This window comes from Serratia sp. 506_PEND, from assembly GCF_001076875.1.
Classification (GTDB): Bacteria; Pseudomonadota; Gammaproteobacteria; order Enterobacterales; family Enterobacteriaceae; genus Serratia; species Serratia marcescens.
Window position 1 is genome coordinate 1 of record NZ_JVEL01000073.1, and the last position, 14229, is coordinate 14229.

At 60.3% G+C, this 14229-nt stretch carries 12 protein-coding genes; 7 read left to right on the forward strand and 5 right to left on the reverse strand.

The features are described from left to right. Nucleotides 1–565: LysR family transcriptional regulator (locus ADK28_RS02440; protein WP_048794787.1), on the reverse strand; the 565-nt coding region annotated here is incomplete at its 3' end. Between the two features lie 102 nt (nucleotides 566–667). Here ADK28_RS02440 and ADK28_RS02445 point away from each other — a divergent pair. After that, complete coding sequence (locus ADK28_RS02445) at nucleotides 668–1822, forward strand: serine hydrolase domain-containing protein (protein WP_048794792.1); 1155 nt, start codon at nucleotides 668–670, stop codon at nucleotides 1820–1822. Nucleotides 1823–1866: 44 nt separating this feature from the next. Here ADK28_RS02445 and ADK28_RS02450 read toward each other — a convergent pair whose 3' ends face one another. Further along, nucleotides 1867–3399: a YdgA family protein gene (locus ADK28_RS02450; RefSeq protein ID WP_028128187.1), complete on the reverse strand. Its 1533-nt coding sequence runs from the start codon at nucleotides 3397–3399 to the stop codon at nucleotides 1867–1869. Between the two features lie 140 nt (nucleotides 3400–3539). Beyond that, complete coding sequence (manA, locus tag ADK28_RS02455) at nucleotides 3540–4718, reverse strand: mannose-6-phosphate isomerase (RefSeq protein WP_048794788.1); 1179 nt, start codon at nucleotides 4716–4718, stop codon at nucleotides 3540–3542. 322 nt (nucleotides 4719–5040) lie between these two features. On the opposite strand from manA, the gene ADK28_RS02460 reads away from it, so the two are divergent. From ADK28_RS02460 to ADK28_RS02475, 4 genes are all read left to right on the forward strand, one after another. Further along, complete coding sequence (locus ADK28_RS02460) at nucleotides 5041–5511, forward strand: hypothetical protein (RefSeq protein WP_239686199.1); 471 nt, start codon at nucleotides 5041–5043, stop codon at nucleotides 5509–5511. Between the two features lie 230 nt (nucleotides 5512–5741). Continuing rightward, the gene (gene fumC / locus ADK28_RS02465) at nucleotides 5742–7139 is read left to right on the forward strand and encodes a class II fumarate hydratase (protein ID WP_048794789.1); all 1398 of its coding nucleotides are present in this window, start codon (nucleotides 5742–5744) and stop codon (nucleotides 7137–7139) included. A 60-nt stretch (nucleotides 7140–7199) separates the two neighbouring features. Continuing rightward, nucleotides 7200–7889, forward strand: a complete 690-nt coding sequence (locus ADK28_RS02470; RefSeq protein ID WP_048794790.1) for a helix-turn-helix transcriptional regulator — start codon at nucleotides 7200–7202, stop codon at nucleotides 7887–7889. Nucleotides 7890–7979: 90 nt separating this feature from the next. Further along, nucleotides 7980–8348, forward strand: a complete 369-nt coding sequence (locus ADK28_RS02475; RefSeq protein ID WP_048794791.1) for a VOC family protein — start codon at nucleotides 7980–7982, stop codon at nucleotides 8346–8348. Here the strand turns inward: ADK28_RS02475 and tus are convergent. Then, on the reverse strand, nucleotides 8338–9276 hold the full coding sequence (gene tus, locus ADK28_RS02480; RefSeq protein WP_033640460.1) for a DNA replication terminus site-binding protein: 939 nt from the start codon (nucleotides 9274–9276) through the stop codon (nucleotides 8338–8340). The genes ADK28_RS02475 and tus overlap by 11 nt on opposite strands. A 277-nt stretch (nucleotides 9277–9553) precedes the next feature. Between tus and ADK28_RS02485 the strand changes: the two genes are divergently transcribed. Beyond that, entirely contained in the window at nucleotides 9554–11350 is a 1797-nt protein-coding gene (locus tag ADK28_RS02485) for a glycoside hydrolase family 3 protein (RefSeq protein ID WP_033640458.1), read from the forward strand. Nucleotides 11351–11476: 126 nt separating this feature from the next. Next, a complete protein-coding gene (locus tag ADK28_RS02490) occupies nucleotides 11477–12763 on the forward strand; it encodes a glycoside hydrolase family 10 protein (RefSeq protein WP_033640455.1) in 1287 nt (428 codons plus the stop codon). Between the two features lie 51 nt (nucleotides 12764–12814). Here the strand turns inward: ADK28_RS02490 and ADK28_RS02495 are convergent, their stop codons facing one another. Next, nucleotides 12815–14083 (reverse strand): MFS transporter, encoded by a 1269-nt coding sequence (locus ADK28_RS02495; RefSeq protein WP_170913122.1) that lies wholly within the window; start codon nucleotides 14081–14083, stop codon nucleotides 12815–12817. Between the last annotated feature and the right edge of the window lie 146 nt (nucleotides 14084–14229).

Below are 14229 nucleotides of genomic sequence, written 5' to 3' on the forward strand. Positions count from 1 at the left end.
GCGCGAGCAGATCGTCCGGCGTGGCCGGCGCGCCGCAACGCGCCAGATAGTCGGGCGAGGCGACCAGCACCCGGCGCTGGCCGTTGTCGATTGGCACGGCGATCATGTCCTTTTGCAACATGGCGTGCATGCGAATGCCGGCATCGAAACTGCCCAGCACCAGATCGGAAAAGCGATCTTCGGTAAACAGCTCAAGCTGCACTTCGGGATAGCGTCGCTGAAATTCCGCCAGGTGCGGCATCACCAGCAGCGAAGCGGCCAACTGCGGCAGCGTAATGCGCAGCAGGCCCGCCGGCTGCGCGCCCAGGGCGCGCACGTCGTCCGCCGCCACGTCGATCTGGCTCATGGCCGGCGACACCTTCTGATAGAACAACCGGCCCTCGTCGCTGAGGCGCACCGAGCGGCTGGTGCGGTGGAATAACCTCACTCCGAGCTGATTCTCCAGCGCCTGAATGTTTTGCGACACCGCCGGCGGCGTGACGCCCAGTTGGCTGGCCGCGCGGGTAAAGTTGCCCAGCCGTGCCACGGCTTCGAAATAGGGCAGCAGTTGCAGGAGTGAACTCATCTATTAATAACCTGTGCTTAATGATTCATTAAATTATGCCTTATTTTAATTTATGACGAACGTTTTAGACTGGTTTTACTTTCCCTTAGCGAGATGAAAATCATGTCGGCAACACAACAGGCGTTAACAGAACGGATCGCGGCGATCGATCAACAGGCGATGGCCGAAGGGCGCATCGTGGGCAGCGTGGTGCTGGTGGCGCGGCAGGGCGAGATTTGTTACGCCGGGGCGGCCGGCTATGCCGAGCGAGAAGCGCGCCGGCCGATGCGGCGGGAAACGCAGTTTCGGCTGTCGTCGGTCTCCAAACCCTATACCACGCTGGCGGCGCTGCGCCTGATTGAGCGGGGCAAACTGAGCCTGGACGATGCGGTCAGCGATTGGCTGCCGTGGTTTACCCCGGCGCTGGCGGATGGCCGCCGCCCGACGATCAAGATCCGCCATTTGCTGAGCCATACCGCCGGTCTGGACTATCGGCTGAACCAACCGCCGGCGGGCGTTTACCATCAGTTGGGGATCCAGGACGGCGTGGAGCTGTCGACGCTGACGCTGGAGCAAAACCTGCGGCTGTTGGCGCAGGCGCCATTGCTGTCGGAACCGGGAGAGCGCTTCAATTATTCACTGGCGATCGACGTGCTTGGCGCGGTGCTGGAGCGGGTGACGGGCATGTCGCTGCCGCAGCTGTTTGTCGACTGGGTGGCGCGGCCGCTGGGGCTTGGCAACACCGCATTCCATGCGACGGACGCCGTGAACCTGGCGACGCCGTATTACAACACGCCGCAAGGGCCGCTGCGCATGCATGAAGGCCTGCGGATCGCCTTGCCGGAAGGCATGGCGGGGGGAGAAGTGACGTTCTCGCCGGCGCGCGCGCTTAACGTCGGAGCCTATCCCTCCGGCGGCGCGGGCATGGTCGGTGATGCCGACGACGTGCTGCGGCTGGTGGAGGCGCTGCGCAGCGGCGGGCAGGGCATGTTGCAACCGGACACGGTGGCGTTGCTGCGCAGTCCGCATGTGGGGGCGCAGGCGCAAACGCAAGGGCCGGGCTGGGGATTTGGTTTCGGCGGGGCGCTGCTGGTGGACGCAGAAGCGGCGCAAACGCCGCAGCATGCCGGTACCCTGACCTGGGGCGGCGTTTATGGCCACAGCTGGTTCTTTGATCCACAGGCGCAGCTGAGCGTGGTGATACTGACCAACACCGCATTTGAGGGCATGTGCGGCCGCTACCCGCAGCAGATCCGCGATGCGGTTTATGCGGCGTAAATAAAAAGGGCCCCGCAGGGGGCCCTTGTTAGGTTTTCAGGCGATTACTGCGCCGGTGCCGGAGCGGGTTCCGCTTCCTGCGCCGGTTCAGCGTCTTCCGCCGGGGCGCCCAGCATGGCGAACTGGCCGATGAACTCCTGCAGCGACATTTTGTTGCCGTTGAGGTCAACCTGATTGTCAGCGTAATGGAACTGGCTCGCGATCACGCCGTCTTTCTGGGTGGTCAGTTTGAACATCTGGCCCATGGCCGCCAGGCCCTGCACTTGCTGCTGCGCCAGTTTCTGCGCGTCTTCCGCATTATAGCCCTGCAACAAGGCGGTCTTCGCGGTCACTTCGGTGGCCATCGCTTCCGGAATGGTCAGGCTGAGATCCAGCTTTTTAACCGCCTGAGCGATCAGCTGATCCGGCGATTGTGCCGGGGAGGCGGCCTTGCTCGGATCGGTCATCGCCAGATCCAGCGTGAAGATGCTCTCACCCTTGCTGTTTTTCCAGCTCAGCGGGGCGATGCTGAGGCTTGGATTGCCTTTCAGCAGCATCGGCAGGTTCTTTTGCAGCATCTCGGAGGTCTGCTGTTCGTAGACGTCCGGATCCAGGTTCTCGCCCTGCTGCAGCAGCGCCATGGTTTGGCGGTTGTAGCTGTCGGAGAAGTCTTTCAGCGCCTTGCCGTCGACGTTGTCGATTTTCAGCGTCAGTTTACCGGCGCCGAAGTCGTTGCCCTGCACCTTGAGCGCGTCCATGGTGTAGTCGATCTGGCCGCCGATGTTGCTGCTGCCTTGCTCGCCGAACTTGCTCACCAGATTGAAACCGTCCAACGCCACGGTGTCTTTACCGTCGATCGTCAGTTTGAACTGTTTCAGCGTCATCGTCTGATCGCCGAGCTTCACGCCGAACTTGCTTTCGTTGCTGTTGCCTTTCAGGTTGAAGCCCTGGAAGGTGATCTGCTCGTTTTGGCCGAATTCATTCGGGCTGGCGAACACGATAGTGTCGCTATTGGCGTCCAGCGCGAATTTTTTCAGATCGCGGGACACGTCGGCGTCAATGGTGGCGCCGCTGAATTTCAGCGAAGATTTATCCTTCTGGTAGTCCAGTGGGATAAAGTCGATGGTGGACGCGGTATCGCCGCTGTACGAGATGCGCGAATCGGCGGTAAACAGCGATTTGCCTTTGGTGGTTTCAAACAGGCCTTTCACCGCCGGAGTGTTTTCCAGCTCGGTATGCACCGACGCCATGCTCGGCAGCAGGTTGAATTTTTTCAGCTGCGCGAACGGGAACGGACCGTGATCGATGGTTTCCAGGAACGCCACTTCTTCACCGGCTTTCAGCGCCGCGTTTTCGCTGGTATCCGTGCCGTCGGAACGCAGCACATAACGCACTTTGCTGCTGAACAGGCCGCGCTGGTAATTTTCATAGCTCAGCTTGACGCCGGCTTTCGGCAGGTAGGCTTTCAATTGGCCATTGGCGTTGTCGACGACTTCGCCCATGTGCTGCTCGATCTGTTTCCCGGTGTACCAGGATGCCCCGGTCCATGCTGCGCCAAGAACGACAATGACGCTGACAGCGACTAACGATTTTTTCATAGCTCTGTTTCATCCTTTTTTCTTATCACCCTCCGTTGCGTGGGAGGGGCAAATAGGGGCCGCCAAAAAACGCCCGCAGGCGTTTAATTGTGGGGGCAGCTCTCGCTTTCAGCAAGCAATTTGCTGAAATTTATCAACGGTTAGGCCAGTTGGTTATAAACCCGGGCGATGCGGCCGCTGCCGCTGACGTTGACCGGGGATTCGAACGCCCCGATAAAGCAGGATTCGCCCGGTTTGAGCGTCAGGCGTTGCCCGGATTTCTCCAGCGTCGCTTCGCCGGCGACGCAGAACACGATGGCGGCGCTTCGCTGTGCCAGCGCCTGCGGCGCGGCGGTCAAATCGTGCAGTGAGAAGGCGAAATCTTCCACCGGGATCGGGAAGAACAGCTCGTTGCCGCGTTGCTCCGGTTGGGTCAGCAGGCCGGAAGCCGGTTGCGGGCGGAACTGCAGGTTGGCCAGCAGCTCGGGCACGTCGATGAATTTCGGCGTCAGGCCCGCGCGCAGCACGTTATCCGAGTTGGCCATCACCTCCAGCGCCACGCCTTTCAGGTAGGCGTGCGGTGTTTCGGCATACAGGAACATCGCCTCGCCCGGCGCGAGTTGCACCACGTTCAACAGCAGCGGTGAGAACAGACCGCTGTCGTCCGGATAGAAGCCGGCGATGAAGCGCACGGTATCCCAGGGTTCCCCCTGCTGGTTGTTGAGCGCGGCTTTCAGCACGCCGAGCGCCAGCGATTTTTGTTCGCCGCTCATCGTCAACAGGCTAGAGAACAGGGTCGCGAGATGGGCGGTGTCCGGCTGCTGCAGGAAGGCGGCGATGTCGTGGTGCGCGCCGGCGATCGGCTGCAGCAGGGAAATGATATCGGCCAATTCACGAAAACCGTTCATCGCCAGGAACGGCGTCAGGGCGAACACCAGCTCGGGCTTGTGATTGGGATCTTTGTAGTTGCGTTCGGCGGCGCTCAGCGGGATGCCTGCGGCGTTCTCTTTCGCGAAGCCGACCTCGGCCGCCGCTTTGCTCGGGTGGACCTGGATCGACAGCGGCTGATCGGCGCACAGCACTTTAAACAGGAACGGCAACTCGCCAAAACGGCTGGCGACGTTGGCGCCCAGCTGTTTTGGCTGGTCTTCGTCGATCAGATCGCGCAGCGAACGCAGTTCACCGTCGGCGCCCGGCACGCGGGAAGGGCTCTTGGGATGGGCGCCCATCCACAGTTCGGCCATCGGCTGATTATCCGGGTTGGCGATGCCGTAAAGACGGGTCAGCGCATCGTGGCTGCCCCAGGCGTAATTCTGTACCGCGTTGGTCATTTTTTGCATGTCGATAAACGTCCTTAACGTCATTGTCGTACTGGATGACAATAACCTACTGATTTTATACGGTTAACTAAATCTGTGCCGACACCTATCCTACGCCCGCGTCGGCAGGAAAAATCATGGGCGCGATCAAAAAAACGCCGGATAACGTCGCGCCCGGCAACGGGGCCAAAGTATAGCGTGATAACGATCGGCGTCTCAATTGGCGCGCAGGCCTCAAGGCGGCGCGGAAAACCCGCCGATCGATTATTCTTTGGCCCAGCGGAATTATTGCCGATAGCTTGGTTATTCTGCGTCATTATTTATTTTTTCAGCATGTCAAACTATGTCGGCTGAATTTATTTTTTACCGTCTGAGCCATTCCCTTAATTATTATTTTCGCGCTGCGCCGGGCTATCACACGCTGAGCTTAAACCTGCGCGTCAGACCCGTTTACCGTAACGGCCAACACGTCGATTTAACGAAACAAGAGGTCTGTTGCATGAAAAAACTGTTGTTGCTATTGGGGCTTTGCACCGGCGCAACCCAGGCGGCGGTGATTGTCGCCTATCCCTACGCGGCGCCACGCACCGTGGTGATCGCGCCGGCACCGATCGTCGTTACACCCGCGCCGGTCGCGGCTGTGACGCATCCGCTGGCACTCACCGCCGGTGCGGCGGCGACCGGGGCGTATCGGCATAATGAACGGCAGGACGCCTACGACGAGATCAATCATCTGCAGCAGCAACGGTTCGATGAGCTCAATCATTTACAGGCGCAACGCATCAATAATTTTAATTCGCGTCATCCGCATTAATGGTTATCCACATTTTTATTCTCCAGGCTCATTCCCGGCCGTTTATTTCACCGCGGGTTAACCGGCGGAAAATAACCGCGTCGTTAATGGGTAAAAGAGATGAAACGTGCTGTGAGATAACTCTCTTAATGCGAATAGTTATTATGTCACTATACTGGGAGTGCATGCCGACGGGGGGTAGCGCGTCGGCCTAACCCTACAATTTTAGGAATTATGCTAAGGAGATCATGATGGCAGGCGTTCGTATCGAAAAAGACTCTATGGGCCCCATCGAAGTACCGGCCGACAAGCTGTGGGGCGCGCAAACCCAGCGTTCGTTGGCGCATTTCCGTATTTCCTCCGAAAAGATGCCGACCGCGCTGATCCACGCGCTGGCGTTGACCAAGCGCGCAGCCGCGCAGGTGAACGTGGATCTGGGGCTGCTGCCGGCCGAACGGGGCGCCGCTATCATCAAGGCTGCCGACGAAGTGCTGGCGGATCGCCATGCCGACCAGTTCCCGTTGTCAATCTGGCAAACCGGCTCCGGCACCCAGACCAACATGAACATGAACGAAGTGTTGGCCAACCGCGCCAGCGAGCTGCTGGGCGGCGTGCGCGGTGAAGAGCGCAAGGTGCACCCGAACGACGACGTCAATAAAAGCCAAAGCTCCAACGACGTGTTTCCCACCGCGATGCACGTGGCGGCGGTGATTGCGCTGCGCGAACACCTGATCCCCGAGCTGAAAGTGCTGCACAAGACGCTGAGCGACAAGGCCGAAGCCTACCGCGACATCGTCAAAATCGGCCGCACCCATCTGCAGGACGCCACGCCGCTGACCCTGGGGCAGGAGATATCCGGTTGGGCGGCGATGCTGGCGCACAATCTGAAACACATCGAGGACAGTATCCCGCACATTGCCGAGCTGGCGCTGGGCGGCACGGCGGTCGGCACCGGCCTGAACACCCATCCGGAGTACGCGGTGCGCGTCGCTAAAGCGCTGGCGGAATTGACCCATCAGCCGTTCGTCACCGCGCCGAACAAGTTCGAAGCGCTGGCGACCTGCGACGCGCTGGTGCAAGGGCATGGCGCGCTGAAAGGGCTGGCGGCTTCGCTGATGAAGATCGCCAACGACGTGCGTTGGCTGGCGTCTGGCCCGCGCTGCGGCATCGGTGAGATTTCGATCCCGGAGAACGAGCCGGGCAGTTCCATCATGCCGGGCAAGGTCAACCCGACCCAGTGCGAAGCGATGACCATGCTGTGCGCGCAGGTGCTGGGCAACGACGTGGCGGTGAACATCGGCGGCGCTTCCGGCAACTTCGAGCTGAACGTGTTCCGCCCGATGGTGATCCACAACTACCTGCAGTCGATTCGCCTGCTGGCCGACGGCATGCAGGGCTTTAACGAGCACTGCGCGGTGGGTATCGAACCGAACCGCGATCGCATCACCCAATTGCTGAATGAATCGCTGATGCTGGTGACGGCGCTCAACACCCACATCGGTTATGACAAAGCGGCGGAAATCGCCAAAAAAGCGCACAAGGAAGGGCTGACGCTGAAAGCCGCGGCGCTGAAGCTCGGCTACCTGACCGAAGCGCAGTTCGACGAGTGGCTGCGGCCGGAAGCGATGGTCGGCAGCATGCAGAAATAATTGATCTGTGAGGCAACCGGGGGCTTACTGAGGTAAGCCCCTTTTTTATGGAGAAATAAGATGTCGCGCGCACAACGTTTACTCGATCTGATGCAGCTGCTGCGCAGCCACCGTTATCCGGTGGCGGGCCATGCGCTGGCGCAGACGCTGGGCATCAGCATGCGCACCCTGTACCGCGATATCGCCACGCTGCAGCAGCAGGGGGCGGAGATCGCCGGTGAGGCGGGCGTCGGCTATGTGCTGCGCCCCGGCTTTATGCTGCCGCCGCTGATGTTCTCGCCGGCGGAGACAGAAGCGCTGGTGCTGGGGATGCGCTGGGTCAGCCGCCGCGGCGACAGCCAATTGGCGAGCGCAGCGGGCCAGGCGCTGGCCAAGATCGCCGCGGTGCTGCCGCCGACGCTGCGGGAGGAGCTGGAGGCCAATACGCTGCTTATCGCGCCGGTTCAGGCGCCGCCGGTGGCGGATGAGATGCGGGTGCTGATCCGTGACACCATCCGCCGCGAGCGCAAACTGCATATCGACTACCTCGATCTGGCGGGGCAGCGCAGCGAACGCCTGCTGTGGCCCTTTGCGCTGGGCTTTTTCGATCAGTTTCAGATGTTGGTCGCCTGGTGCGAGCTGCGTCAGGCCTTTCGCCATTTTCGCCTCGATCGCATCCAGGCCGCCACGCCGTTGGAACAGCGCTATCCGCGTGGCCGGCGGCGGCTGCTGAAAGAGTGGCGCCTCAGCGAGGGCATTGCGGAGCAATAGCGGCACGCTGCTGCCATAAACTGTCAGTCGCGCGCCTTAGTCTGTGCCTATCGGGAACCGACCGGTTCCCATCATCCAGAGGACAGACCGATGACCCTTCCCAGCATGACCCTGCTTTACGTCGACAACCCGCTCAACAGCGCCGCCTTTTATCAACGTTTACTGGGGCAGGCGCCGGTGGAACTTTCTCCCGGCTTCGCCCTGTTCGTACTCAGCAACGGCTTCAAGCTGGGGATGTGGGCCAAACAGGGGGTAAAACCCGCCGCCACGTTGACCGGCGGCGGCGGTGAGCTGGGCTTCTTGTGCCAGGATCCGCAAGAGGTCGAGGCGCGCTATAACCAGTGGCGCGAACTCGGGCTGCCTATCGAGCAAACGCCGACCGAGATGGAATTCGGTTACTCCTTCGTGGCGCGGGATCCGGACGGCCATCGCCTGCGGGTGTATGCCCTCAGCGAGTAGCGTCGTCGGCATACAGGTGCAAGCGCGGCACCAGCAGCCGCAGCGGCCTGGCGTCGGGTTTGTAACGGTGTTTCACCGCGTCGGCGTCGTAGTTGAGCAGTTCGCCAATCTTCGGCACCGCAGCGCCGTTTTCAACCTGACACAGGGCGATCAGCGGCAGCGGGCAGGGGTGTTGCACCTGTTTTTGCTGCTGCTGATACCACACCCGGGCGATCGGCTGCACTTTTACCGGCCGCTTGATTTTCAGCGTCGCATGCTGTGGCAGGCGGCTGACATCGTCTATTTCGCGGCTGACCAAGGCGGCCCACTGTTCACGGCTGTGCGGCGGCACCGCGCGGCCGGCTTTCAGGCTTTTCTCCAGCTGCGCCAGAATGTCGTCCCGCTTGACGTTTTTGATGATGTGCTTGTTGGCCCAGCCGAAACGCACGGAGTCGGGATTGGTCAGGGCGGTGAGGGTGCGGTAGGCGCTGAGGGTAATCAGCCCGTGCAGATGGGTGTGCACGAACTCGAAACGCTGCTCCGGCGCCAGACCGGAATCGACGGTGATAATCTGCTCCAGTTCGCTCTTCAGGCGGTTGATCAGCGCTAACTGCGTCTGCAACGTCTGATATTCCGGTTGCTCCACCGCCAAACAGATGACGCCGGGCAGGCGCACGGCGGCCTTGCTGCTGACATTCTCCCGGTTATGGTGGATGAACAACCGTTGATAGTGTTCCAGCGCCAGATCGCGCGCCGCTTGCCCCACATGCTGCTCGACCGCGATATGCGAAATCGCCTGATGTTCCTGGCCTTTTTCAACCTCCGGCAGGCTGAACACCCGCGCCGCCAGCAACCGCAGCGGGGCGATCTGCTGCTGCAACGCGCCGAGCGCCTGCTCCAGCTCGTTAAAGCAGGCGTTCATTCGGCCAATCACATCGTATCTGCTCATCGCTCACCTCCATATTAGTTACAACATACTATAAAAGAGTGGCCGACTGGGGGCAACATCGGCAATGGGGCAATACTCGGCTAAACTGCCCGCCCAGCTTGCCAGGGGAAATAGGGCGGGCAGCAGGGGGAATTCTCTCGCTCGTTTATTTTTTGTTTAGTCCATTTCTTGTTTGCCGTTGTCCAATCGCTGGAACAAACAGAATGGCAGGACGCTATGAGCCCCTCGGGTTATCTTTTCTTCTGTCATTAACGGGTGCTTTAAACGGAGGTTTACGGTGGATATTAAACAGAAAGTCAAAAACATGACGCTGGAAGAGAAGATCGGGCAAAAAATCATGCTGGATTTTCGCTACTGGGATCAGAACGGTAGCAGCAATCAGGATATGACCGTTCCCGATGCAGCCATTGGCAAGCTGATCACCGATAACCACATAGGTGGGGTGATCCTGTTTGCCAATAATCTGAAAGACAAGCAGCAGATCAAAACGCTGACGGCCTGGTATGCCGCGATGAAAACGCACGCCGGCGTTCGTTTGTTTATTGGCACGGATAACGAAGGCGGTAACGTTTTCCGGCTGCCGCGCGGCGACTACGCCTCATTCCCCGGCAATATGGCGCTGGCGGCGGCGATTGAGGGCGGCGCGGATAAACAGCTCGCCGTTGAACAGGGCAAACTGATGGCCCAGGATATGCGCGCGTTGCATATCAATACCAACTTTGCCCCGGTCGTGGACGTCAACACCAACCCGTTCAACCCGGTGATTAACGTTCGCGCCTTCAGCGATGATAAGAACACCGTTGCCCGCCTGGCCGAGAAAATGGTGGCGGGAATGAAGCAGCAAGGGCTGATCACCGCGTACAAACACTTCCCCGGCCATGGCAGCACCTCCACCGACTCGCATACCGGTTTGCCGCGCGTCGATCGTACGCGGGAAGAGGCCTTTGCCATCGATATCGCGCCTTACAAACAGGCCATTGACCGCTGCGTGGCGCCGGACATGGTGATGACTGCGCATATTCAGTACCCCGCACTGGATAACAGCCAGATCGACACCCGCAACGGTGATAAAATCACGGTGCCGGCCACCATGTCGCGCGAAATCCAGACCCAGATCCTGCGCAATGAGCTGGGTTATGCCGGCGTAACGATTTCAGACGCGCTGGATATGGGCGCGATTGCCGAGCATTTCAGCCAGCAAGCGGCGGCTGAAAACGTCTTTAGCGCCGGGGTGGATATTGCTCTGATGCCTGTCAGCATCGCCTCGCCGGCGCAGGCGAGCCTGCTGCCCGAGCTTATCCGCTACATTGCGGAGCGGGTGAAAACCGGGCATCTCAGCGAGGCTGATATCGATGCCTCGGTCGAGCGCATTTTGCGCCTGAAATTACGCCATGGCCTGATGGGCCATAGCGATAAACCTTGTTCCAACGACGTTGCGTCGTCAGCGCACAAGCTGGAAAAGCGCATCGCCGATCGTTCCATTACCGTGGTTATCAACCGTCAATGTCTGCTGCCGCTAAAGGACAAGGCGCTGCGCTACTTTATTCTGACGCCGTGGGGCGAGCAGGCCAACGGCATTGCGAACGTGATGGCGCAGGAGGGCTATCAGAACGTCGTGGCCGCGAAGGAAACGGAACTGAGCGACGCCCAGGTCAGGGAACATATTGCCGGCTGCGACGTGTTCTTGCTCGGAACCCTCTCAACCCGCTTTACGCCTGCCGAGCAGGATGGGGTCGTGACCTCCGCAACCGGGGCGGCTAATGATACCAGTCCTTATCCAGGCTGGCTGAAATACGCCGCCGAGCAGGGAAAAAAGCGCGTTCATCTCTCACTGCGCGCACCTTACGATATCGTGAACTATGCCGCAGAGGTGGAGGCAGCTGTCGCTACCTATTCCTATTACGGCTATGACGGCGGCGTATGGCGCGGTCACTCGATGGTATCGCTGGCGCAGGTGCTGACGGGTAAAATCACACCGCACGGAAAACTGCCGGTCAACACCTGGCACGACTACGATGAGCAAACCAATACCGGCAAGGTGGCGTTCCCTCGCGGGACGGGGCTGAGCTGGTAATGGGACAAGTACCGGCGTCGTCAGAAAGGGCGACGCCGGCAGCTTGCTAGCGTTGAGAAAGCGGGCGGTTTCTTGCTCCGCACGCCGCGACATGGGATAACCGTCACTCACGGAAGGAGAATACTGATGCCGACAGGCGCAACAAAATTAGGCGGATGGCTGTTGATGGCCGCCATGCTGGGCGTGGGCGGATGCGCCAAGCCCCCCGAACCGGAGAAGCCCTCGCGGCCGACACCGCCGGTTACACCGATGCGGGGCATCTGGCTGTCCACGGTCATTGGATTGGACTGGCCGCCGGCGGCCTCGCTGAAAGCGGAATCCCCGCAAGAGCGGGTGCGCCTGCAGAAGCAGGGGCTGACGGACGCGTTGGACGACATGGTGAAAACCGGGATTAACACGGTGTATTTTCAGGTTAAACCGGACGGAACGGCCCTGTGGCGTTCTGACATCTTGCCCTGGTCGGAGGTATTGACCGGCACCGTGGGCCAGGATCCCGGTTATGATCCGCTGGCCTTTATGCTGACAGAAGCGCACCGGCGCGGCATCAAGGTCCACGCCTGGCTGAACCCTTATCGGGTTTCCATGAATACCCGACAGCAAACGATAGATGCACTTAATCATACGCTGCAGTCGCCGCCGGCCAGCGTCTATGCGCTGCATCCCGACTGGATACGCACCGCCAGCGATCGCTTCGTGCTCGATCCTGGTCTGCCCGACGTGCGCAACTGGATCACCGGCGTGGTGGCTGAAGTCGTCAAAAACTATGATGTCGACGGCATTCAGTTTGACGATTATTTCTATTACGAAACGCCGCAATCGCCGCTGGATGATGAAAGGACGTATCGCGAATACGGCCAAGGGTTTGCAGACAAAGCCGCCTGGCGAAGAGACAATACGCTGCAATTGATAAAACAGGTTTCCGCCACCGTCAAAGCGTTGAAGCCCGCGGTCGCGTTTGGCGTCAGCCCGGCGGGCGTATGGCGAAACCAAGCGGACGATCCTGCCGGCTCGGCGACGCGGGCCGGCGCGCCGTCGTACGATACGGCCTATGCCGATACGCGCCAGTGGGTCAAGCTGGGGCTGCTCGACTACATCGCACCGCAGCTGTATTGGCCTTTTGATCGTGAAATTGTCCGCTACGACGTGCTGGCCAACTGGTGGGCCGAGGTGGTGAAAGGCACGCCGGTTCGGCTTTATGCCGGGGTGGCGCTGTATAAAGTGGGCACGCCATCGGCCAGCGAGCCGGCCTGGACCGTCGACGGCGGCGTTCCCGAGCTGAAAAGGCAGTTGGATCTCAACGAGAGCCTGCCGGGGATGGGGGGAACCATCCTGTTCCGGCAACGTTATCTGACCGAGCCGCAAACGGATAAGGCCGTGAAGTACCTGCGCACCCGCTGGAAAACCGGTCAATAATCACAGGCTCCGGCATGACGAGCCGCGGCAAGTCGCCGCGGCTTTTTCTTTTCAGAGACGGGCCGCTTCCGGCAGGCGTTTCAGGTAATGCACCACCAGCAGCGCCAGCAACAGCATCAGGCTGATGAACGCCGCCACGCCATTCCAGCCGAAGCTGTGCCAGAACACGCCGCCGAGGGTGCCGGCCACGCTGGAGCCGACGTAATAGCAGAACAGATACAGCGACGACGCCTGGCCTTTGGCGCGGCGCGCGCGGCGGCCAATCCAGCTGCTGGCCACCGAGTGGGCGGCGAAGAAACCGGCGGTGAACAGCATCATGCCGATAAAGATCGCCGGCACCTGCGGCAGCGCGGTAATCAGGATCCCGATCAGCATAATCACGATCGACGCCAGCAGCACCGGGCCACGTCCGAAGCGTGAGGTGAGCGCGCCGGCCTTGGGCGAGCTGTAGGAACCGGTGAGGTACACCACCGACAGCAGGCCGACCACCGCCTGGCTCAGGTGATAAGGATCCGCCAGCAGGCGATAACCGATGTAGTTGAACAGGGTGACGAAGCTGCCCATCAGCAGGAAACCCTCCGCGAACAGCAGCGGCAGCCCCTTATCGTGCCAATGCAGTTTGAAGTTGATCAGCAGGGTGCGCGGGCGCAGCGAGCTGGCGCGAAAATGCCGCGAGGCAGGCAGGATACGCCAGAACATGCAGGCGGCGGCGAGGGCGAACAGGCCGATGACGCCAAGCGATACGCGCCAGGAAAAGAAATCGGTCAACACCCCGGTCACCAGGCGGCCGCTCATGCCGCCGATCGAGTTGCCGCTGATATACAGCCCCATCGAGAAGGCGACGAAGCTCGGATGGATCTCTTCGCTGAGATAGGTCATGCCGACCGCCGCCACGCCGCTCAGCGACAGGCCGATCAGCGCGCGCATCAGCAAAATGCCGTGCCAGCTGGTCATAAAGGCGCAAATCAGCGTGCAGACTGCCGCCAGCAACAGCGCCACCACCATCACCGACTTGCGGCCGATGGCGTCGGACAGCGGCCCGGTGAACATCAGGCCGATCGCCAGCAGGCCGGTAGAGACCGAGAGCGACAGGCTGCTTTCGGCCGGCGAGACGCCGAAATCTTGCGACAGCACCGGCAGGATCGGCTGCACGCAGTAAAGCAACGCGAAGGTCGCCAGCCCGGCGGAAAACAGCGCCAGCGTTACGCGCATAAACTGCGGCGTGCCGCGTTCGATATAGGGGAGTTTGTTGTTGAGGGTGGAGCGTTTTACTTTTGGCGCAGCGGCCGCGTCATCGTTGGCGGCCAGCGTCGATGGCATCGCGGCCGCAGAACGCACAGGGGTTGTCACAGCGTTTCCTTACCGAACTTCGGGGAGATAAACAGATACTTTGCAGATAACAAAATGATAGGGAGCGGCGATTTTTTTGTCTAATATATTAATAATTCAAATTAAGATGTTTTAAA